Genomic DNA, 22,400 nt, shown 5'->3' with positions numbered 1-22,400 from the left:
CTATGGCTTAATTTAGTCTTTAGTTTCAATCTCATTACCCTCGGCATCGTACTGTTTTGGCTTTTTTCCAAATAAAGAGAAATGCACATAACGTTTCGGGTTCAATTTCATGTCTTCTAATAACTGCTCGAGCTGCAAACTTGCCCCTTCTAAGTTATTATAAAGTCCGTCGTCTTCTAAAAGTTTTCCAATCGAGCCTTCTCCGTTCTTAATTTTATTCGAAATGTTATTGAAGTTTTGAATAGTAGATTCAAGATTTTTGATCGTTTCTTCTAAATTGGCATTAGCTAACTGGCTTGTTGTTTTATTTAAATTAGAAGAAATATTATCAACATTGGCTAAGGTATTGTTCAATTTTTCCTCGTTACTAGCCATCAAACTATTTAGTGAATTCGAAGTATTTTTGAAATTCTGAATCACATCATTTAAACCCGCAAAACTCGCTCTTAAGTTGGCTTTTGTTTTTTCGTCGAAAACCTCATTGATATTATTGAGTAACGAATCTGCTCCTACCATCATGATTTCAATTTTTTCTTGTAATGGCGTTAAGCGCTGATTCACTAAAGCTGTTAAACCTGGTTTAACTGAACCTTCTAAAAAATCATTTTTTTGAGCGTTTTCAGCACCATCAAAGGCAGGTATGATAGCAATGGCTTTCCCTCCTATTAATCCTGTTTCGTATAACTCTGCTTTACTGTTTTTTGAAAATTTAAAATCACTGTCAACCGACAATTCAATCTGTAATATTCCAGAGCCATCGCCTTTAAAACCAATACTGGTTACCTTACCTACTTGCAAACCATTAATGGTTACTGGTGTTGACGGCACTAAACCTTCAACATTATTATAACTTGTGTAAATAGTTAGTGAGGAACTAAGCAGGTTTTGACCTTTGAGGTAATTGAATCCAAAAATAAAAAGGACGATGCCTAATAATACGAGTATGCCTGTTTTAACTTCTTTAGATATTTTCAAACTGAATTCTTTAGAATAACAAATTTAATATAAATTTAAGAAGAATACCTTTAATTAGGAATGGATTTTAAAGCGTCGATTAAAGCTATTTTTTTTCCGTCTTTAAATGCTACTATAAAACTTGAAGTATATCCTTTGCTTTTTGCCTCTTGTTCAAGGGTTTTAGTTGCTTCATAATCTGAAGAATTGCCATAAAAATATTTATACAAATTACCTTCTTTATGCCTAGAAATCACATCTAAACCTTTAAAATTATAAGGTTTTGTATCTAAAGCTTTAGAACTTGCGGCTATTTGAACTTTAAATGTGATGTTATCAAGATTGGTGTCAGAATCTGAAATTACGTCAGTTTCAATATCATTTAAAACATAATCACTAACATTATTATCTATTCTACTTTTATAATCTAAAATGGCTTCTACAATAGATTCTGCCATTTGTATTTGGCCTTTTTTAGAATTTAAATAAGCACCTTCTTTTTTATTGGTTAAAAAGCCCAACTCCACCAAAACACTAGGCATTACTGTTTGATGTAATACGATAAAACCGGCTTGTTTTACTCGACGGTCTTTTCGATTTAATTTAGACGTGAATTTTTTCTGAATTAAACTTGCTAATTGAATACTTTGATCGAGATATTCCTCCTGACTTAACAAAATACTCATCACTGATTCTGGGGAATTAGGGTCGAAACCGGCATAGTTTTTCTCGTAATCTTCCTCCATAAAAATTACTGAGTTTTCCTTTTTAGCAACTTCAAAATTGGTTTGATTTCTATGTGTTCCTAATACAAATGTACCTGCACCATAGGCCTGCGACGTATGAGAATCGCAGTGTACAGAAACAAATAAATCTGCTTTTTCTTTATTGGCAATTTTTCCTCTAACAAATAAATCTACAAACACATCGGTTTTACGCGTGTAGACAACCTTTATGTTTTTATTTTTCTCTAACTCTTTACCAATGGCCAAAACTGTTTTTAAGGCAATATCTTTTTCTCTGTACCCATTACCAAGGTTTCCTGGGTCTTTACCACCATGACCAGCATCCAACACCACTACAAATTTTTTAGAATTGTTTTGTGCCTCAACACCAGTAAAAGAAACTAATGTTAATAGTATTATAAAAGATACGAAATGCATAATGTTGTTCGTTTTCATGTGGTAATTACTATTTTTTCATCTGGCGCCCCATCATTTCATCAAAGGCATCATTTTTGATAAAAACTAAATTCAATTTTTATGCCATTTTAACGACTAAAAAACCTTGTTTATTTTAAATTTAAATTTTTACTTGAATATTAAATTAATCCCAGAAAAATATATGTAATTTTGGCTTTTCAAAAACCGAGCCATACTTTTACAAAAATACATTTAAAAGCGTTGCGTACAAACAACTTTAAAATACTTTTTGCATTAAGTTTTACAGTGTTTATTAACACGTTAAGCTTCTCTCAAGACATCCCTAAAAAAGGAAAACCGCTTGATAGAACCGTAAAAGACAGTGTGAGTACAAATGTAAATGATCTTCTAATTCCGGCTTCAGAAAAAACTCAAGATACCATTGTAAAAGACTCTATAAAACCTAAAAAAGAGCTTTTAGAAAATATAGTAAAGTATCATGCCAATGATTATACGCGCTTTAGTCAAAAAAGGCAAAAATTGTATTTATACAACGAAGCGCGAATTGATTACGGCGATATGAATATTACTGCTGGTGATATTACCATAGATTATAACACAAACACGGTTTACGCCAAAGGGATTACTGATACTATTAATGGTTATACCCAAAAACCTGTTTTTACTCAAGGCACAAACGTTGTTGAACCTGACTCTATTGTATTTAATACCCAGTCGCAAAAAGCACTTATTTACAACTCTAAAACCGAGCAAGGTGAAGGAACTGTTGTGTCAAATATCACAAAAAAAGAAAACGACTCGGTTTATTTTGTAAAAGACGCCAAATATACGACTGCCGAAAATCTTGAAGATCCTGAATACTACATCAAACTTAGAAAGGCTAAAATTGTTCCTGGTAAAAAAATAGTAACTGGACTTGCAAACCTATTTATTTATGATGTACCAACACCTTTAGGATTGCCATTCGGATTTTTTCCTCAAAGTGAAACCCATACTTCAGGTGTGATTATTCCAACTTTTGGAGAACAAAACGATCGTGGTTTCTTTCTACAAAACGGTGGTTATTATTTTGCTATAAGTGATTATGTTGATTTAGCTGTTTTAGGTGATTATTATACAAACGGAAGCTATGGAACCCGCTTAGAAAGTACTTATGCCAAACGTTACAGATTTCGTGGTAATGTAGGTTTTAGGTATGAAAATTTAATTTCTAGCGAACGTGGTTTTCCTGATTATGCTAAAAATACGGTATATAATCTTAGATGGTCGCACAGTCAAGATTCCAAAGCAAATCCAAGTTCTCGTTTTTCGGCCTCGGTGAACTTAGGTAGTAGTACGTATTATCGATCTTCGGTAAACCAAGTCAATTCCGGGGCGTTTTTAAACAATACCTTATCTTCTTCAGTCTCTTATTCCAAAACATTTTCTGGAGAACCTCAGGTTAATTATAGTTTAACGGCAACGCACTCGCAAAACACCAATACAGAAACGATTAATATGACGCTACCTACATTTCAAGGTAGTGTTGGCCGAATGTATCCATTTGCCTCTAAATCTGGCTCAAAAAAAGGAATATTTCAAAATATAAATTTACAGTATAACGTAAGGGGTGAAAACCAAATACAAACTACAGATTCGTTATTCTTTAAAAAAGAAATGTTCGAAGAGGCTAAAGCAGGTTTTCAGCATACCATTCCGCTTGCAACCAACTTTAAGCTATTTAAATATTTTAGTGCTAGTGCCAGTACGAATTTTAATGAGGTTTGGACGTTTAAAACCATCAACAGAAGTTACGACACTACAGAAGATGAAACCATAACTGAAGATGTTAAAGGGTTTGATGCTTTTAGAACCTATAATTTTAGTACAAGCATAGGAACAACCATTTACGGTATGTTTAATTTTGAAAAAGAAGGTCAGGATAAAAAAATAAAAGCCATAAGGCATGTTATGAGACCTTCTATAAGTTATAACATCAACCCATCTTTTGATCAATATTATGATTCTTATGAAGGTGATGAAATTATAGACGCTGATGGAACAACAACAAGAGACATTATAGAATACACCCGTTTTGAAAATGGGGTTTTTGGTACGCCTAATAAAAACTTTTCAAGTTCTATGGGTATTTCAGTTTCTAACAATTTAGAAGCCAAAGTAAGAGATAGAGATTCTACGGCAACGGAAGCTAAAAAGATTACCTTATTAAACAATTTAAATTTTTCAACTTCATATAATTTCGCAGGCGATTCATTACAATGGAGTCCAGTAAGGATGTCAGGTGGTACACAACTTTTTCAGAATAAGCTTAGTATTAACTTTAATGCCACACTTGACCCCTACGCTTTAGATAATAATAATAAAAAAATCGACAAGTTTAATATTGATAACGGAGGAAGTCTTTTTAGATTAACTAGTGCAAGTATGAACGCCAGCTGGTCATTACAAAGTAAAAAGGCGGATACTAAAGACAAGAAAAAGGACAGCGGTATAGAAGAAAATATTCGAAGCGGTGGTCGTGCAGACGATTTATTTGGGGTTTCAGAAGATTTTGCAAATCAGCAAATACGAGGCGACGAAGGTAAAGAAGAAGAAGATTCCGGTGAGTTATACAACTATAAAATCCCCTGGAATTTGAGGGTAGCTTATGCGGTAAATTATTCTAACAGTGCCAGACAAAATGAAATATCCTCCCACTCGCTTATGTTTTCTGGCGATATTCAACTGTCACCAAAATGGTCTATTGGTGGATCTTCGGGTTACGATTTAAAAAATGCTGGATTTACATATACGCAATTACGATTTGAACGCGATTTATTGAGTTGGCGAATGAATTTTAGTTGGGTACCTTTTAGTGATAGAAGTTCTTGGAACTTTTTTATTGGTATAAAATCTAGTTTACTTAGCGACCTTAAATACGAAAAACGTAGACAACCAGATATTCAGTTTTAAACTCTTTGCTTATGAAAACCATAATAACTACTGATAAAGCGCCTGCTCCTATTGGACCTTATAATCAAGCCATTTTAGTTAACAATACCTTATACACATCGGGACAAATAGCTATTAACCCTGAAACTAATGCCTTAGTTTTAGAAAACATAAAAGATGAAACGCATCAAGTTATGCAGAATCTTAAAGCGGTTTTAGAAGCAGCAAGTATGACTTTTGACAACGTTATAAAATCATCAATTTTCATTTCTAATATGGATGATTTTGCACAAATAAATGAAGTCTATGGAAGTTATTTTGATGATGCTAATGCACCAGCAAGAGAAACGGTACAAGTTGCTAGACTACCTAAAAATGTTAACGTAGAAATTAGTGTTATTGCTATACAATAAAAACGTAAAATTATTCAGTCTCAATATCTTTGTGAGCGTATTTTACTAATAGCTTTTTTAACTTTTCAACATCAATAGGTTTTGATAAATAATCATCAATCCCTGCGAGTTTCGCTTTTTCAATATCTTTCTCAAAAGCACTCGCCGAAACACCAATAATAGGTGTTTTAGAAATGGCATACTTGTCGGTTTCCTTTATGAATTTTGTAGCTTCATACCCATCCATATCAGGCATGTATATATCCATAAAAATCATATCGAAGTCTAATATTTTGTATAAATCTACTGCTTCTAAACCGTTTTTAGCAAAGGTGCAATCCGCCCCTTGTCGCTCTAATATAAACTTGATAACCTTTTGGTTCATCCTATTATCTTCTGCCACTAAAACATTAAATTTATCGGATAAAACGGGACGATGTATCTCTTCTTCCGATTTTACATTTAAAGTCTTTTTCAACTGTAAACTAAAGTAAAACGTAGAGCCTTCATTCTCTTTACTTTCTACCTTGAGCTGCCCACCCATTATACTCACCAATTTATGAGAAATTATAAGGCCCATACCGCCACCTCTATAATCTCTTAAAATAGAATTTTTCGCAATGCCTTCAGTATTCATAAAAATATCTTTAGCATCTTTTGCCTTCATACCAATTCCAGTATCTTTAATATAAAAGGTTATGATTTGATCGTTATCTATTCCAATAGATTGATCAACGATGATAGATATTTTTCCGGTGTGTGTAAATTTTATAGCATTATTAATTAAATTAATTAATACTTGCTGAATCCGAGCTGAATCAGCTAGTACAAAATATTTAGCATTTTCTTCTGATAAAAATTTAAAATCAAATTCTAATCCTTTTTCCCATGTTTGATATTCAAAGACTTTAAACAGTTTGGTTAAATCTGCTTTTAAATCTACCGTTTTTAAATTCAATGCCACCTCCTCGTCATTCACTTCAGCATTGTCGGTCACCATATTAACCAATTGCAACAAATGTTTTGAAGAATATTCGGCAATTTCAACCTGCGCTGATTGGTCGCTATCTAAATTGGTTTGTTTTAGCATGTTAAGCATGCCCAAAACGGTATTTAATGGCGTTCGGACTTCATAACTCATATTAGCTAAATAAATAGATTTATGATTAGCCAATTCTTCACTTATTTCTAGTTTTTCCTTTAATTCCTCTAACCTTAGTGTGAGATTAGTTTTTATCACCTCATTTTTAAGTTGATTTTTAAGGAAGAATTGTAAAGCTAAAACTTGAACTATAGCCAAAATCAATAGGAAAATTGCTGCACTTTCAGCATATATTTTTTTTTCAATAAAGAAAAATCCAATAATTAATATCGCAGCAATAGACACAAAAATGAAGATTGAAAGCTTCTTTTTCATTTTTATTTTACCAATAGATTTAGGGAAAATCTTCATTTAGTGCATTTTTGACAAACATATCCATAATTATGGTAATTAACAAAACTATTCTACCTATTAAGCTTCGTATTTCTTCTGAAATTCTCTATTTTTAGAATGAAATAAAAACTCTCAATATAAATTGATTTATGCGCATTGAATACGAAATAAAATTAGGATTTAAAGATGTTATGATTCGCCCAAAACGATCGACGCTTAAAAGCAGATCTGAAGTAAGTTTAAACCGCGATTTTAAATTTTTACACAGTCCGTTAACTTGGGAAGGCGTCCCAATTATTGCGGCAAATATGGATACGGTTGGAACTTTTGAAATGGCAATCGCTTTATCAAAGCACAAAGTCATTACTGCGATACATAAACATTACAGTTTAGAAGAATGGGATGCGTTTTTAGAACATGCCCCAAAGGGTATTGAAGATTATATAGCCATAAGCACAGGTATTGGTAAACAAGATACCAAAAGATTAAGCGCAATTTTCACTTCGCATCCGCAACTTAAATTTATATGTATTGATGTAGCTAATGGATACTCTGAGTACTTCGCCAATTTTGTAAAAAATATACGCGATCAGTATCCAGAAAAGGTGATTATAGCAGGTAATGTTGTTACTGGCGAAATGGTTGAAGAGTTGTTATTATCTGGTGCCGATATTATTAAAGTGGGTATTGGCCCTGGTTCTGTATGTACCACACGCGTTAAAACCGGCGTAGGCTATCCGCAACTTTCGGCAATTATAGAATGTGCCGATGCGGCGCATGGATTAGGCGGACAAATTATAAGTGATGGTGGTTGCGCTTCTCCAGGCGATGTGGCAAAAGCCTTTGGTGCTGGTGCTGATTTTGTAATGTTAGGTGGTATGTTGGCAGGACATAATGAAAGCGGTGGTGAAATCGTTGAAAAAAACGGACAAAAATTTAGACAATTTTACGGGATGAGCTCTACAACAGCTATGGATAAGCATGCTGGTGGCGTTGCCGAATATCGCGCTAGCGAGGGCAAAACGGTTGAAGTGCCTTATCGTGGCGAAGTCAATGAAACCATTCTAGATATTTTAGGTGGATTGCGCAGTACTTGCACCTATGTAGGCGCCGCCCGATTAAAAGAATTAACCAAACGCACGACCTTTATTCGCGTTGCCGAACAAGAAAATCAAGTTTATAAATCTTAAAGCCACTTATTTTTTTAAGCCTCCCCACAATAAAAAGTTTAATAGAAAACTTACGCTTTTTGAAAATTTTTATTTTCTGAGCAATAAATAAATTAAAATCACAATTAATGCCTAATAATAATATGACTATTTAAATGGTATTTCTACTATATCTAAAAAGAAATAACTTAAATTGTAATTTTAAAAAACCAATCCATATATGGCGCTTAAAGTAGTTATTTCTCATAAAACATTGTATAAATACGATCGTTCTGTAGCATTATCTCCTCACATTTTTAGACTTCGTCCTGCACCACATAGCAGAACACCTATTGAGGCCTATTCAATAAAAATAAAGCCTGAAAATCATTTCTTTAATTGGCAACAAGATCCTTTTGGGAACTATTTAGCACGATTAACGTTTCCGGAGAAAACAACGGAACTAGCTGTGGATGTAGAGATTATAGCAGATTTAAAAACCATAAACCCGTTTGATTTTTTTGTAGAAAAATATGCTGAAGAGTTTCCGTTTAAATATACCGAAACTACTCAAAAAGAGCTTATTCCCTATCTGGAAATAACAGATAAAGGCAGTTTATTGCAAGAATTTTTAAAGACTATAGATTATACACCTCGAAAAACAATTTATTTTTTAATCGATATCAATCGAAAAATATATGAATTTCTAAACTATAACATCCGTATGGATCCGGGTGTGCAATCTTGCGAAGAAACCTTAGAACGCAAAAATGGATCTTGTAGAGATTATGCGTGGTTGTTTGTTCAGGTGATGCGTCACTTAGGATTGGGAGCACGATTCGTTTCTGGCTATTTGGTACAATTGGCTGCCGATGAAAAGTCATTAGATGGTCCTTCTGGTCCTGAAGCCGATTTTACCGATTTACATGCATGGGCAGAAGTTTATATTCCTGGTGCTGGTTGGATTGGTTTTGATGCTACTTCTGGTCTTTTGGCTGGTGAAGGACATATTCCGCTGGCTTGTACACCGTCGTTTGAAAGTGCTGCTGCCGTTTCTGGTATGACTGATGTTTGCGAAACGGAATTCTTTTATGAAAACTCGGTAAAACGAATTTTTGAATCGCCTAGAGTTACCAAACCTTATACCGAAGAGCAATGGAACGCCATTTACAATCTTGGTTTTAAAGTAGAAGAGCAATTAGAAAAAGGCGATGTGCGTCTCACCATGGGAGGCGAACCAACCTTTGTATCTATTGATGATATGGAATCTCCGGAATGGAATACTGATGCCGATGGTCCACATAAAAGGGAGTTGGCTAAAGACCTCTCCGCAAAATTATACGACGAATTTGGTAAAGGCGGTGTGCTCCATCAAGCCCAAGGAAAATGGTATCCTGGTGAACCACTCCCGAGATGGTCTATTGAAATTTGCTGGCGAAAGGATGGGAAACCCATTTGGAATACTAAAAACTTATTATCGCTATTTGCTGATGATTATACCTTGCCAAAAAATGCCGATAAAAAATTCCTAAAAACCCTAACCACCTATTTAGGCGTTTCAGATAAATTTATAAAACCCACTTACGAGGATAGTTTTTATTTCTTGTGGGAAGAAGGTAAAATGCCCATTGATATTGATCCGACTAAAGAAAACGGTAATTTATTAGTCAAAGATAAATTAAAAGAAATCCTAAAAGAAGGGACTTCCAAACCTGTGGGCTATGTTTTACCTTTAAATAATTATAAAAACACTTGGTTTACTGCGGCTTGGAAATTAAGACGAAAAAACATCTTTTTAATTCCTGGAAATTCTCCAGTGGGATTGCGACTACCTCTAAATTCACTTATTAAAAAGCCGAAGCAAGAAGAGTTTCCCGTGGTGCAGCCCGATCAATTTTCAAAACCAAAAAAGTTTCCAAATTTCACTGCCCTAGTGAACAAACGTTTTGAAGCGTTTCAGAATAATAAGGTTGAAAAAAGTGAAGAAAAATTCTTTATTCGTACCGCATTGTGTGCAGAGGTAAGAGAAGGTAAACTCTATCTGTTTTTACCGCCTTTAGACACTGCTGAAATGTTTTTAGATTTAATGGCGTCCATTGAAGCTACAGCCAAATCGTTAAATATTCCGGTAATTATTGAAGGTTACGATCCTCCAAAAGATAACCGTTTGGAATCCATGAAAATAACCCCAGATCCGGGCGTTATTGAGGTTAATGTACACCCAGCAAAAAATTGGAAAGAGCTTACTGATAATACTATCACCCTTTACAAACATGCCAAACAATCGAGATTAGGTACCGAAAAATTCATGCTAGACGGTAAGCATACAGGCACTGGTGGTGGTAATCACGTGACTTTAGGTGGTGTAACGCCCGCAGATAGTCCGTTGTTACGTAAACCAAGTTTACTACGAAGTTTATTGACCTTTTGGCAGCATCACCCGGGATTATCCTATCTATTTTCTGGTGCTTTTATTGGGCCCACAAGTCAAGCGCCACGAATTGATGAAGCTAGAATGGAAAACCTTTACGAACTGGAAATTGCCTTTAGCAAAATCCCGAAAGGTGGCGATGTACCGTTTTGGTTAACCGATAGATTGTTTCGACATTTATTAACCGATTTAACCGGAAACACACACCGTGCAGAATTCTGTATTGATAAATTGTACTCTCCAGATTCATCGTCTGGTCGATTAGGTATTCTTGAACTTCGTGCTTTTGATATGCCTCCTCACCCACAAATGAGTTTGATGCAAAATTTATTGGTGAGAACTTTAGTGGCTTGGTTTTGGAAAACACCTTACGAACACGACTTGGTGCGTTGGGGAACCGAATTACACGATAAATTTTTAATTGAACATTTTGTTCGTGAAGATATCAAGGACATTGTACGCCAGTTAAATAAGGCTGGTTATGAATTCAGAGAAGATTGGTTTGACCCATTTTTCGAGTTTAGATTCCCGCTTCACGGTATGACGACTATAAACCACATGCATGTGGAATTAAGAGCTGCTATTGAACCTTGGAATGTCCTTGGTGAAGAAATGGCAGGCGGCGGAACTGCACGTTATGTGGACTCGTCGTTAGAACGCATTCAAATAAAAATTTCAAACTTTGTAGATGAAAGATATATTGTAACTTGCAACGGCGTAAAAGTGCCTTTAAAAAACACGGACGTAAAAGGTGAATATGTATCTGGAATCCGTTATAAAGCATGGAATCCGTATTCAGCTTTACACCCAACCATTGGTGTTGATGCGCCTTTAGTTTTTGATATTATTGACACTTGGAACAAACAATCCATTGGTGGTTGCACCTATTTTGTGGCGCATCCAGGAGGGCGTTCGTATGAAACTTATCCTGTAAATAGCTATGAAGCCGAATCGAGACGCATTAATCGTTTCTGGGGCTTTGGGCATACGCAGGGTGATGTGGTTCCGGATCAAGACGATAAAATCACTAAAAAAGAATACCAAGGTATTCAGAAGAAAACAAGTTTAAAAAAGTTTAAATATAAAGAGTTGCCTATTAATTTTGAGTTTCCAAACACGCTCGATTTAAGAAAAAAATAACACCATATGTCCATAGATTCAAATACGCTATTTCAAAATTATTTTTCTGATTTCAGGAATTATGATGAAGTATTGAAATCGGATATGTCCATAAATCCCAATTGGGAGCGCTTACTTACTAATTTATCTCAAGTAGGTCCCAAAAACCTCAAAGCTAAGCAAGACGAGGTGAATTGGTTAATGGAAGAAAATGGTGTAACCTATAACGTGTATAACGATCCTAACGGGATGCACCGTTCTTGGGGCTTAAATCTCGTGCCTTTTTTAATTCATCAAACGGAATGGGAAAACACCATTGAAAAAGGTATTCAACAGCGTGCTGAATTATTAAACCTCATTCTAAAGGATATATACGGCGAAAGAACGCTTATCAAAGATGGTATTATTCCGCAGGAAGTCATATTTGCTCATCGCGGATTTTTAAGACAATGCGATCAAATTCAATATCCGGCATTAAAAAATTTACTCATTTATTCAGCAGATTTAGCCAGAGGACCAGACGGCCGCATGTGGGTAGTTAGCGACCGAACACAAGCGCCTTCAGGTATGGGTTATGCTTTGGAAAATAGGTATGCGCTTAACAGAGTCATGCCTAATATTTTTCAAAATATACATGTGAAACAACCTTCGCAGTTTTTTCATGAGTTCAATCAAATGCTTATTGATGCGGCGCCTCAAAATAAAAGCAATCCTAATATTGTGATTCTAACTCCGGGTCCGCATAACGAAACCTATTTTGAACATGCCTATTTGGCTTCGTTTTTAGGGTATCCGTTAGTTATGGGTAACGATTTAATTGTTAGAAATGGCAAGCTCTGGATGAAAACCTTAAAACAACTCAAACAAGTTGATGTGGTTTTAAGACGTGTGGACGACGTGTTTATGGACCCTTTAGAATTACGTGAAGATTCTTATCTCGGTGTTGCTGGCCTTATGGAAGTGGTACGAGAACAACAAGTCAGCATCGTGAATCCTATTGGTAGCGGTATTATTGAAAACTCGGGACTTATCCCGTTTATGAACGCCATTTGCAAATACTTTTTTAACGAAGATTTAATCTTACCTCAAATTGCGTCTTGGTGGTGCGGACAACAAAAAGAACGCGATTACGTCTTAAATCATTTGAAAGATTTAGTCGTGAAACGCATCGACAGATCGAATAGAGAAAACATCTTTTTCTGTGAGTTTTTGGATGAAACGGCGCTCAATAAACTCAGACAAGAAATAGAACAAACACCCTATCAATTTGTAGCACAAGAAAAAATATCATTTTCTACAGCGCCAAATTTCACCAATGGTATTTTAGAACCCAGAAAAGTGATGTGCAGAACCTTCGCCATTGCTAAACAAGGAGGTTATAGTATCATGCCTGGTGGTTTAGTGCGTGTGGCTTCAGAACGTGAAAATTTGTTTGTATCGAACCAACGTGGTGGTATCAGTAAAGACTTTTGGGTGGTTTCTGATACGCCTCAAAATTACATTCAAAATTATTCTTGGGACAAAGCTTCCAATCAAACGGTTTCCGATATTAACGATTTACCAAGTCATACCGCCGAAAACCTGTATTGGTCTGGGCGCTATTTAGGGCGTGCTTTAGTGACCGCGCGTTATTTACGCATGGTGCTGAATCGCATGACGCAAGAGCAATACAACAACCGGAAATCCGAATCTGAAAGTTTGGTGCTTTTATACAAATCTATAACACACATCACCTCCACCTTTCCTGGTTTTGTTGGCAAAGGTTCAGAAAAACGCTTAAACAATCCTTTGGAAGAAATTGTGTCTTTAATGCTCGACGAGAAGCGTTACGGGAGTTTTGCACAAACGCTTTCAAGTTTTAATAACTCGTATTATTCGTTACGTAGCTTATGGTCTAAAGACATGTGGCGCGTTTTTGACGGCATTAATAAACAGTGGCGCAAATTTAAAGACGCCGAGAACTATTCGGTGATTGAGCTTTCCAAAGTTCTAGACCGTATCATTACCAGATTGATTGCTTTTATGGGACTTATTGAAGAAAGCATTTTAGTAAACCAAGGTTTGCTGCTTTATTTTATAGGTTTACAAACCGAACAAGCCATGATGAATGTGGCCAAATGCCGTTCGTTATTGGTTTCTAATTACAACGAGCAGCTGCAATATGAAATTTTAGAGTCGCTGTTAACCAGTCATGAAAGTCTTAATATTTACCGCTATAGTTACCGATCGTATTTGAGTTTAGAAAATGTGATTAAACTTATTTTATTAGATAAAGATTACGCCAAATCGTTGACATATCAAATCAATCGGATTAAGAAAGATATAGACCGACTCCCCTATTCTGAAGGCTCAAACCAAGTTTCTATTTGCCAGCAAAAAATTGATGAAGCGCATCGTAAAATGCAAAGCTTGAATATTGAAAACTTGCTCCTTCTGAGTTCTGATGGTAGTATACGACCGAATTTAGACGATTTATTAGCAGAACTAAGCGATTTGCTGCATAACACCTCAATGGCGATTTCCGATACGTATTTCAACCATTCGTATCAGCAAACCCAATTGGCTAATCAAAATTTCCCCATAAACTAAATGTTGTATCGTTTATCACATACCACGAGTTATAAATACGAAAATGGCGTTACCTTTTGTCATAACATCGCCACGTTGAAACCGAAAGATATGTTGGGGCAAAAAGTGGTGAACTATGCTTTAGAAATTCATCCGAAACCGACTGACTTTTCGGAGAAAACAGACTTTTTTGGCAATACCATTACTCGCTTTTCCATTCAAGACTACCATAAAACCTTAAAGGTTATTGCGATAAGCACTATTGAAAAAGATTATACACTAATGCCCGATATCAATCAATCTTTTAGTGGAAAAAGCATCACCTTATCTGAAGGTTTGAATCATTTAAAACATCAAGATCCGGGATTGTGGGATGTGAAGCAGTTTATTTTAGAATCTGTGCTTATTGCGAATATTTCGCCAGAAATACGAGCCTATGCCGAAGTCTCTTTTCAGCCCAATCGGTCTATTTTTGAGGCCGCTTACGAATTGATGCAACGCATTTACACCGAATTTGAATTCAACCCGAATGTGACTAATGTGGCGACGCCTATTCACGACGTGATGATGCAAAAGAAAGGCGTTTGTCAAGATTTTGCGCAAATTGCTATTGCCTGTGTGCGTTCGGTTGGTTTGCCCGCACGTTATGTGAGTGGTTATATTGAAACTTTGCCGCCACCAGGAAAAGAAAAACTTGTAGGTGCCGATGCGTCTCATGCGTGGTTCTCGGTGTATATCCCCACTTTTGGATGGGTAGATTTCGATCCTACCAACAACCAAATACCTCAAAACCAACACATCATTACCGCTTATGGTCGCGATTATTATGATGTGCCGCCTTTAAAAGGTGTGATTTACAGTTCTGGTGACAACAAAATGAAAGTGGCTGTCGATATCAGGCCTGCGGTTTAAACAGTTTTATTCTGTAGCTTCTGGTTGCTTGAGCTCCGAATGGTGTTCGTGTACAATTCTCCAACCCTTATCGGTGTTTAGAAATAACAAGGTCATTTGTTCGTTTACCACCGCGAGGTCTTCTCCAAATTGTAAATGAAAATCGGTGTGTAAGGTCACGTTCGCGACGTTATCAAAAACGGCAATTTTCATGTCGTTGATATCAAATTTCACCACTTCGGTAACCGAACCAAAAACACCACGTTCAAATTTTTCATTCTCAGCACCATCATTTCTAGGTTCCCCATTTTTAAATTCTGTGAATTTCGGGCCATAGGCATGAAAGGAAATGAGTTTATCCAAATCACCATCCTTAACACTTTGTAAAATACTGTCCATAGTCAGTTTTACAGCTTCTTGAGCTTCTGGGAAAGGCTCATTTAAAAGGTCTACAGGGGTTTCAACAACCATTGCTTTGTCGGTTTGCTTGCAACTGCTTATGGCCAAAGCCAAAACAATCAGCATCATCACTAATGTTCTTGATTTCATAAGTTCGTATTTATTTGATTAATAGCTAGTTATCAAGGTACGAAAAATAAAATGGAGGGTGTGCTTGTTTAGTGCTTTACGGAACTAAAAAAAAGGTGTAAAAAAATGATTTTAGATGAAACGGTTGCTAGTTGATGAGAAAATATTCCACGTTTAATAATTGAATGGAATTAATTACAGCTAAGTCTAAAGAACTTTCTTGATCAAAAGTTAAAATACAGCTAGAATTTGCAGCAATTTCAAGACAGGGTACCGAAGCATAATTAGAAAAACTGGCTGTTGTTACTAAACCGTCTGCGTTCATGGTGAGCAAAGGCACTCCAGAAACTGCATAAGCGTTTGGATTATTTAATTTGATTTCGAATTGTAAGCGCGATGTATTGTTGCCTGTATCGGGTGTAAACTCAAACTTTAAAACTTCATAAGTAAAGCCTTCTAATTCAGGGGCTTGAATCAATTCAGGCTCTGTGGGTTCTGGAAAATCACAAGGCACTTCTTGCGTTGTTTCGTAACTATACGATTGATTATTTATAAAATAATATTGCGGAATGGTAATGGTTTTCACGCAGTCACTATCATCAGCCTTATCATCACTTGATGAACATCCAAATAGGAATACGCTGCTGATAACTAAGATGCCATTTTTTAGGGTTGTGGTCATTATTAGGTTTAGTGATTTAAAGGTAATGTTAGTAAATACAAAGCTAATACAAAATCTGTTAGGATTGACTTAAGTAGTCTAGAATTAGTAGTAATATATTGTGCTGAAAGCATTACTTTATTCCTTTTTTAATTCCTCTATCAACCACATTAGTTTTTGCCTAGCCACACTTATCAAATCAACGTATGTTCGATAAAGAACATCTCCACGATCATTATGAGAACTTATTATTCCTTTCACTTTACCGCCTAAAAGAATTATTTCAATCTTTTGACTGTGAAAATATACGTTTAATTCGTCACGATATTTTAGTGCTTGTGCTTCAGTATCACGATTTAATGTAAAACTTGGTCTTTTAAATTCTATTAATATTAAAGACCTTGTAATATTTCTTCCGAACAGAATGTCAGGTCTATCATCGGGTTTGTCTCCTTTATAAGACTTTTTAATTACTTTTTCAATTGAATTTTTTAAGCCTTGATCAGAAAATATCACAGAATAATCATCTCCAAAAAGCCAAGTATTTTTTTCAAACGCTTTATGAACTGATGATTCAACAGTTTTTGGATTTTCAATTAAAATATTTAATTCATCCAAAAATCTTAAACGGTTAATGGCTTGACTAGAAATAATACTCATTTCTAAAAATCCGAATTCAGAAAGTGCTTCTGCAAATTTCTCAACATCTCCTGTTCGAGTATCTTCAATATTTTGTACAATATCCCAATAATGGTCTTTCTCCATTGCTGCAACCATTACTGAAATAACAGTATTGATTCTATCTTCAGTTTCTCCATAAAACTTCTCAAGAACTTTGTATAATGCTTTTTTTGCAAAGGGTTGTTTGAAATCGGGAAGTTTTTCAAGTTCTTTATTTATTTTTCTTTGATATCGAGCCTTTGCCATTTTCATATCAGTCACAAATACTTCGTCAACTGATTTTCGTAATTTTTTTGTAGTATTTTCGGTAAGTTTTTGATAAAGTATACTATTATCAATTACAGCACCAAAATCGGCTGTTAAATCATCTTCTAAATCATCACAAATAATTTCTCCGTAAACTCTATTTTGAAGTTTTTTCGGAATAATTTCATCCTCTGAAAGAAAGTTTTGAGGTCTGCCAATAATTTTATTATTCACCCTAATTGCAATACCGGATTGCTTTATTGGCTTATCAGTTACTGTATAATTTAAAGTTGCTGATTTACCATTTGATAGTAGTATTTGTTCAGAATATGACTTGCCTTGAAGGTCAAGTACACCAATGTTTTCCCCATTAATGGTTATGTTAAAATCCATTTCTCTACCATAATCACGAATTAAAATTTCTTTTAATCTTTCTGGGTTTGGGAAATTAAAGTTTTGATTTATGCCTTCTAGTGTTATTCTTGTTCCGTGCTTAGTTTTATTGCAGCCACTTACGTTTATTGGAAGAGGAACTTTTTCTAAATCATAACCTGCTTTTGCCAAATCATCTTTGTTAATTGTTAACGAAGTCATTTTTCCACTTGCAAACGTTTCAATTGTCATTTGACTAGCTACCATAAGTCCTGAAAATTTTCCGATACCTTTTCTTCCTTTAACTTTTCTCTTTTTTAAAAATGTAATATTCCCTTTTCTAGAAGTTCGACTATTTGCAATGTTCAAGTATTCATTCCGGACTTCGTATTCTTTCATTCCTGAACCATCATCTTCAATTACTATTATTGGATCAGGTATTAATTCGTTTGGCAGTATTATATTCACATTTTCAGAATCAGCATCATAAGCATTATCAATCAATTCCTTTATAGCTTCTTCTACTGAACGATAAGTTTCACCTAGTAATTCGGCTAGTTTTGGGTCAACTTTAAAATGTGCTGCTTTTGTCATATTTATTTAATGTTCAAATGTTGGTTTTGTATTGTATTAAACTTGTTCGTTTATGGTTAGTTGCATTGGTAATAACTATGTTAGCAAAAGAAAACAATCAAAAGGAAAATCCTATGAATTATCATAATATCAGAATCTAGCAATGAACTAAAAACATAGTTGCAAGCTTACTATTTTGATATTCTATTTTCGGAAACTAATTCCCATTGCCTAGTTTTAAGTTCAGAGAAATCTTTTATTATTCTTTTTTGAAATCCTAATGGAAAATTTTCACGTGCATGTAAATCATATTCTCTTCCTATTTTTAAATATTGGTCATGCAACAGTTCCCAACCGATTGCATAATCTATATATACTTTAAAAATCTCTGGAAATTCATTGCCAATTAAATAGTGAGTATTAGATTTAATTAAATCAACAATTTTTCTATTGTTAGGTAAAAAATAATTTTCTGTATAGTATAACCATAATTTTTCCTCCTCATTCGAAAGGGGAATATTGTGTCTAAATATTGATTTACGGCCTAATTGTTCTATTAAAACATTTCTGATTCTGTCATTTTCTAAAAGAATTCCGTGAATCTTTCCATATAATTCAGATAATTGATTATCCAACAATTCCTTTTCCCATTTTTTTAGTTCAAGGTGATAATCTTGTTTTTTAGCCAACCAATAAGTTATTCCCCAGCCTATTATTACTAGTACTAGAGCAATTATTTCGAGTAAATTTTTCAATTCCATAAAAATTGCCTTTAAGCCTGAATAAAACATGTTTTAAAATTACTTTCAATACTCTTATCCATCAAACCATTTAAGATAAAAACACTTTCAGTTATTTATAAGTTCTAAAACTAAAAAAATAAAATTGTAAGTAAAATATTAATCGAAGAAATGCAAATATAAGTGAGAAACAACAAATACTACAGCACTATCAGCTTCTACCTACAGAACCATTTGCGTGTGGCGTCAACTCTAAAACAAAATCGGGTTTAATTAACTCTTCTTTTCGGTGCGATACATAAATAATTGCAGTATCGCTTTCTTGGGCTATTTTGTTTACCAATTCTGAGAATAATTGGGCATCGGTATCGTCATTCTCTTAAGTTTCGGGTATATGAATTAATTTTAGGTATGGCACTTAAGTTAGCAAGTACACACCAAACTGAAAATCCGCGAAGATTTTCAGAAGTAGGCGAGAACAAGCAATTAATTATAGCCATTGTTGGCAATAGTTTTTGTGTAAATTCTAGTTGTTTCTGTTCTATTGTCAATTAGTATTTGTTGTGGCTTTTCAAAACCAATTTTTATTTGTTCAATATCATCAAATATCATATTCTTTTCTTCCAAATAGTTTTCTAATGTTGTAAATTTTTCAATTATTTTAGATGCTTTTGAATCAATTTTACTTTTAGTTATTTGGCTATTTGCTTTATGTATTTCGATTTCAGATAATAGATTTTCCTTTAAATCCGATTTTAGTTGCTCCATTTCATCATAAATACTGTCTTCGTAATTAAAATCTGCTATTGATTTATAAAGTTCCTCAATTCTTCCAATTCGGTTATGGTTTGGTTTTTTATCAGACAAATTTATTTTTAATTCCAATAGCTTTAAAAGTTGGTATAATTGTTCTGATTTTAAAGCGATTTCTGAATAGAAAAAAAACTTACTATTATTTACCTTTTCTGAAAGTTTTTCAACTTTTTTATGTGAATTTTCAGATTTAGATTTTAAATAGTTTATTCCAGATTCGATTCCAGATTTTTTATAGGTTGATGAAAAAAATGAAGATATTTTTTTGGCATTGCTTTTTATTGAATTAAGAGCTTTCTCAACGTGATTACTATCTTCTGATAATATATCAATTATTTCTTCTTTATTTTCTTTTCCATTTTGTATCTCAAAAGTGTTAATGATTTCTTGTTGAGCAGAAAGTAAGTATTCAAACCTAATAATTGACAAGTCAAATTTTAATCTATCGACAATAACATAATCCTCGGTTGTGAAATAATTCCGATTATTTAATTCGTTTGTTTTAGTGTTTATATATCTCAATTTTGCTAATCTTTCATTATGATGCAAACTGATAAGTTCGTTTATACCTTTTTGGACTGATGTTAATTGTTTTGTTAGACCTTTAAAATAATATTGACCAGTAAGCATTGAAGCAAATTGGACAGCTAAAATTGGTGTAAAAACAGCAGGATTTGCACTAACAAAACCTGCGTGACTTCCGAATTGTGAACCATTCATTGTTATTGAACTCAAAGAGCCATTTCCATAAGTCATTAAACTTCCTGTATTCGCAGTTGCAGTGTATAATCCATTTGCTGAATAAGCGACTGAACCTCCTATTGTTGAAGTTCCAGCAACTTGAGAAAGAAAATTCGATTTGTTGTTTTGAGTAGTAATTAAAGACCAACTATTATCTAAACTAATATTATTATTTAATTTGAAAGTTAAATTTGAAATATCGTTTTTCATTTCAAAACTATCAACTACCTCAATAATTTCTTCTTCCTTTTTTTTCGGTTTTAGGTTTTCTATTGATTTATTAATCTCAATAAGTTGGCTTTTGGTCATAGAATTGCTTTCAACAATATTTTTGTCGATAGTATCAATTCCGAGTTTTTTCCTTAACCATTTTATCATTCTATGTTGTTCGTTTTAAATTATTGCCAACGGTTTTGTGTATGGTTAGCTGCGTGTTTTAGTAACTAATTTAGCAAATACAAACTGAATAGAAAATCCGCGAGAATTTTCGTGAGTAGGCGAGTACCAGCAATGAATTATATACGTTGTTGGGCATAGTTTTTACAATTGAAGTGCCTTAAATAATCCTCTGTGAATTACAATATTTTCAGTTCTATTAAAGGTCATATTGGTGTGCATATATTTATAAAAAAACTTATCCTTTCTTGATTTATGTTGATTTCCAATTACACTGAAATTGTATAACGTATCAAGTACATAGTCGATATTCTTTTCTTGAATTGTACCTGCTTTTAAATATTTATTATACTCCTTTGTGAATTCCTGAAGTGTGAAATTCCACTTACGTATGTTTGCGAAAATTTGAAAATATTGTTCTATTTCAGGTAGTACAGGAAAAACTTCATCAATTATTTCATCCTTTAGGTAATTCGAGAAAGCTCTGTCTACAAACTTTATATTCTGCTCTTTAATGAATTTGTGATTATTTGAAGAAGTTTCTTCAGCACACTTTTGGATATACTGAACAAAATCTCTAGGTCTTAAATGCGTACTTCTTGCAATGAAATCAAAAGAATGAATTTTCTTTTCTTGCTTATTACCAAACCCAATATCTTCTCTGAAAAATATTTTATCCCAAGCTTTCTGAAAAGGTAGAGCTTTTGATAGTGTCTCATCATAATCCTTTGAAATACGATAAGCTAATAGTTGTTTTAGTTTAGCTTTGTCCCATTCAATTTCAACCTTAAAGTCACGCCATTTATTCTTATCTGAATCCTTAATTAGTGTATAAATATCATCTCTAAGGAAAACAATAGGTTTTATTTGTAAACCAGTATCAAAAAATGTAGACTTTATGTCCTGAACAGCTTTAAACAAACTTGTAAGCAAGAATATATATTGGTCAGTAGTCTTTGTGTTTTGAATTGTTCGATAATCTTCATCTAGTTCATCAAAAACTACGAAATATTTTGAATTATCACAATGATCAAAAATTATATCTTCTAAAATGTTAGTTTTCTCAATCCAAGGAATTTCATTTCTATTAGATTCTCGTTCTACTTTAATATTTCCCCCATTTCCTAAAACTGTAGCACCAAATTCAGCAGAGGTCCATTTAGAAATAGTTCTTGCTAATGACTTTATAGCTGATTTTGGATAGAGTTTCTCAAGAGTATTTCTAACTGTTGAGTCTATGGATTCATTTTGTACCATTAGGCGGCATATATTTGAATATATCAAATACTTCCATAAGGTAATATATTGGTTCGGAGGAGTATAAGTTTGATTATCAAGACTGTACAATTCATTAAATGGAAAATTCTTAAAGTTTAATTTAACCGAAAAACAATCGTGTTTACTTTGTTTTAAAATATGTTCAGAAATTGCCGACTTTCCCGAACCTTTTCTACCAATTACATAGCATTTATCTTTTTGCACAATGTCGTTGACTTGGTCGTTATTAAAGAAGTATTTTTCAGAATCTTCTAGTTTTGCTTCCAATTTCCAATTATCTGCAATATTTTTTAATGTATTGTTTTTCATTCGTTTCAAATTATGCCCAACGTTTTTGTG

The 22,400-nt window shown here is 33.9% G+C and carries 16 protein-coding genes; 6 read left to right on the top strand and 10 right to left on the bottom strand.

Features of this window, described 5'->3' with window-relative positions; genetic code table 11:
* Positions 1-12: 12 nt before the first annotated feature.
* Together O5O44_RS08785 and O5O44_RS08780 are read right to left on the bottom strand one after the other, a co-directional pair.
* Positions 13-975, bottom strand: a complete 963-nt coding sequence (locus tag O5O44_RS08785; RefSeq protein ID WP_289194001.1) for an MlaD family protein — start codon at positions 973-975, stop codon at positions 13-15.
* Between the two features lie 50 nt (positions 976-1,025).
* Positions 1,026-2,135 carry an N-acetylmuramoyl-L-alanine amidase family protein gene (locus tag O5O44_RS08780; RefSeq protein WP_289193999.1) on the bottom strand — a complete coding sequence of 370 codons (1,110 nt, stop codon included), beginning with the start codon at positions 2,133-2,135 and terminating at the stop codon, positions 1,026-1,028.
* A gap of 171 nt (positions 2,136-2,306) precedes the next feature.
* Here O5O44_RS08780 and O5O44_RS08775 point away from each other — a divergent pair, with 171 nt between their 5' ends.
* Together O5O44_RS08775 and O5O44_RS08770 are read left to right on the top strand one after the other, a co-directional pair.
* Complete coding sequence (locus O5O44_RS08775; RefSeq protein ID WP_019386411.1) at positions 2,307-5,069, top strand: putative LPS assembly protein LptD; 2,763 nt, start codon at positions 2,307-2,309, stop codon at positions 5,067-5,069.
* 11 nt (positions 5,070-5,080) lie between these two features.
* Positions 5,081-5,461, top strand: coding sequence for a RidA family protein (locus O5O44_RS08770; protein WP_289193998.1), 381 nt, complete (start codon positions 5,081-5,083; stop codon positions 5,459-5,461).
* Positions 5,462-5,471: 10 nt separating this feature from the next.
* Here O5O44_RS08770 and O5O44_RS08765 read toward each other — a convergent pair whose 3' ends face one another.
* Positions 5,472-6,893, bottom strand: coding sequence for a response regulator (locus O5O44_RS08765; protein WP_289193996.1), 1,422 nt, complete (start codon positions 6,891-6,893; stop codon positions 5,472-5,474).
* Between the two features lie 131 nt (positions 6,894-7,024).
* Between O5O44_RS08765 and O5O44_RS08760 the strand changes: the two genes are divergently transcribed.
* From O5O44_RS08760 to O5O44_RS08745, 4 genes are all read left to right on the top strand, one after another.
* Entirely contained in the window at positions 7,025-8,065 is a 1,041-nt protein-coding gene (locus O5O44_RS08760; protein WP_289193995.1) for a GMP reductase, read from the top strand.
* A gap of 199 nt (positions 8,066-8,264) precedes the next feature.
* Positions 8,265-11,594 carry a transglutaminase family protein gene (locus tag O5O44_RS08755; protein WP_289193994.1) on the top strand — a complete coding sequence of 1,110 codons (3,330 nt, stop codon included), beginning with the start codon at positions 8,265-8,267 and terminating at the stop codon, positions 11,592-11,594.
* Between the two features lie 6 nt (positions 11,595-11,600).
* Complete coding sequence (locus O5O44_RS08750) at positions 11,601-14,162, top strand: circularly permuted type 2 ATP-grasp protein (protein WP_289193992.1); 2,562 nt, start codon at positions 11,601-11,603, stop codon at positions 14,160-14,162.
* Positions 14,163-15,053, top strand: a complete 891-nt coding sequence (locus O5O44_RS08745) for a transglutaminase family protein (RefSeq protein ID WP_289193990.1) — start codon at positions 14,163-14,165, stop codon at positions 15,051-15,053.
* A gap of 6 nt (positions 15,054-15,059) precedes the next feature.
* On the opposite strand, the gene O5O44_RS08740 is transcribed toward O5O44_RS08745, so the two are convergent.
* The 7 genes from O5O44_RS08740 to O5O44_RS08710 all read right to left on the bottom strand — a co-directional run bounded on the left by O5O44_RS08740 (position 15,060) and on the right by O5O44_RS08710 (position 22,370).
* Positions 15,060-15,581 carry a nuclear transport factor 2 family protein gene (locus tag O5O44_RS08740; RefSeq protein WP_289193989.1) on the bottom strand — a complete coding sequence of 174 codons (522 nt, stop codon included), beginning with the start codon at positions 15,579-15,581 and terminating at the stop codon, positions 15,060-15,062.
* A 127-nt stretch (positions 15,582-15,708) separates the two neighbouring features.
* On the bottom strand, positions 15,709-16,242 hold the full coding sequence (locus O5O44_RS08735) for a hypothetical protein (protein WP_289193988.1): 534 nt from the start codon (positions 16,240-16,242) through the stop codon (positions 15,709-15,711).
* 117 nt (positions 16,243-16,359) lie between these two features.
* Complete coding sequence (locus O5O44_RS08730) at positions 16,360-18,114, bottom strand: ATP-binding protein (RefSeq protein WP_289193986.1); 1,755 nt, start codon at positions 18,112-18,114, stop codon at positions 16,360-16,362.
* A gap of 170 nt (positions 18,115-18,284) precedes the next feature.
* Positions 18,285-18,884, bottom strand: a complete 600-nt coding sequence (locus O5O44_RS08725; protein ID WP_289193984.1) for a hypothetical protein — start codon at positions 18,882-18,884, stop codon at positions 18,285-18,287.
* A gap of 160 nt (positions 18,885-19,044) precedes the next feature.
* Entirely contained in the window at positions 19,045-19,176 is a 132-nt protein-coding gene (locus tag O5O44_RS08720) for a hypothetical protein (RefSeq protein ID WP_289193982.1), read from the bottom strand.
* 143 nt (positions 19,177-19,319) lie between these two features.
* Positions 19,320-20,765 (bottom strand): hypothetical protein, encoded by a 1,446-nt coding sequence (locus tag O5O44_RS08715; RefSeq protein ID WP_289193981.1) that lies wholly within the window; start codon positions 20,763-20,765, stop codon positions 19,320-19,322.
* A 162-nt stretch (positions 20,766-20,927) separates the two neighbouring features.
* Complete coding sequence (locus O5O44_RS08710) at positions 20,928-22,370, bottom strand: P-loop ATPase, Sll1717 family (RefSeq protein ID WP_289193980.1); 1,443 nt, start codon at positions 22,368-22,370, stop codon at positions 20,928-20,930.
* Positions 22,371-22,400 lie beyond the last annotated feature (30 nt).

It is taken from the genome of Algibacter luteus, assembly GCF_030344935.1.
Taxonomy (GTDB): Bacteria; Bacteroidota; Bacteroidia; order Flavobacteriales; family Flavobacteriaceae; genus Arenitalea; species Arenitalea lutea.
This window is presented reverse-complemented; position numbering and strand designations above follow the sequence as displayed.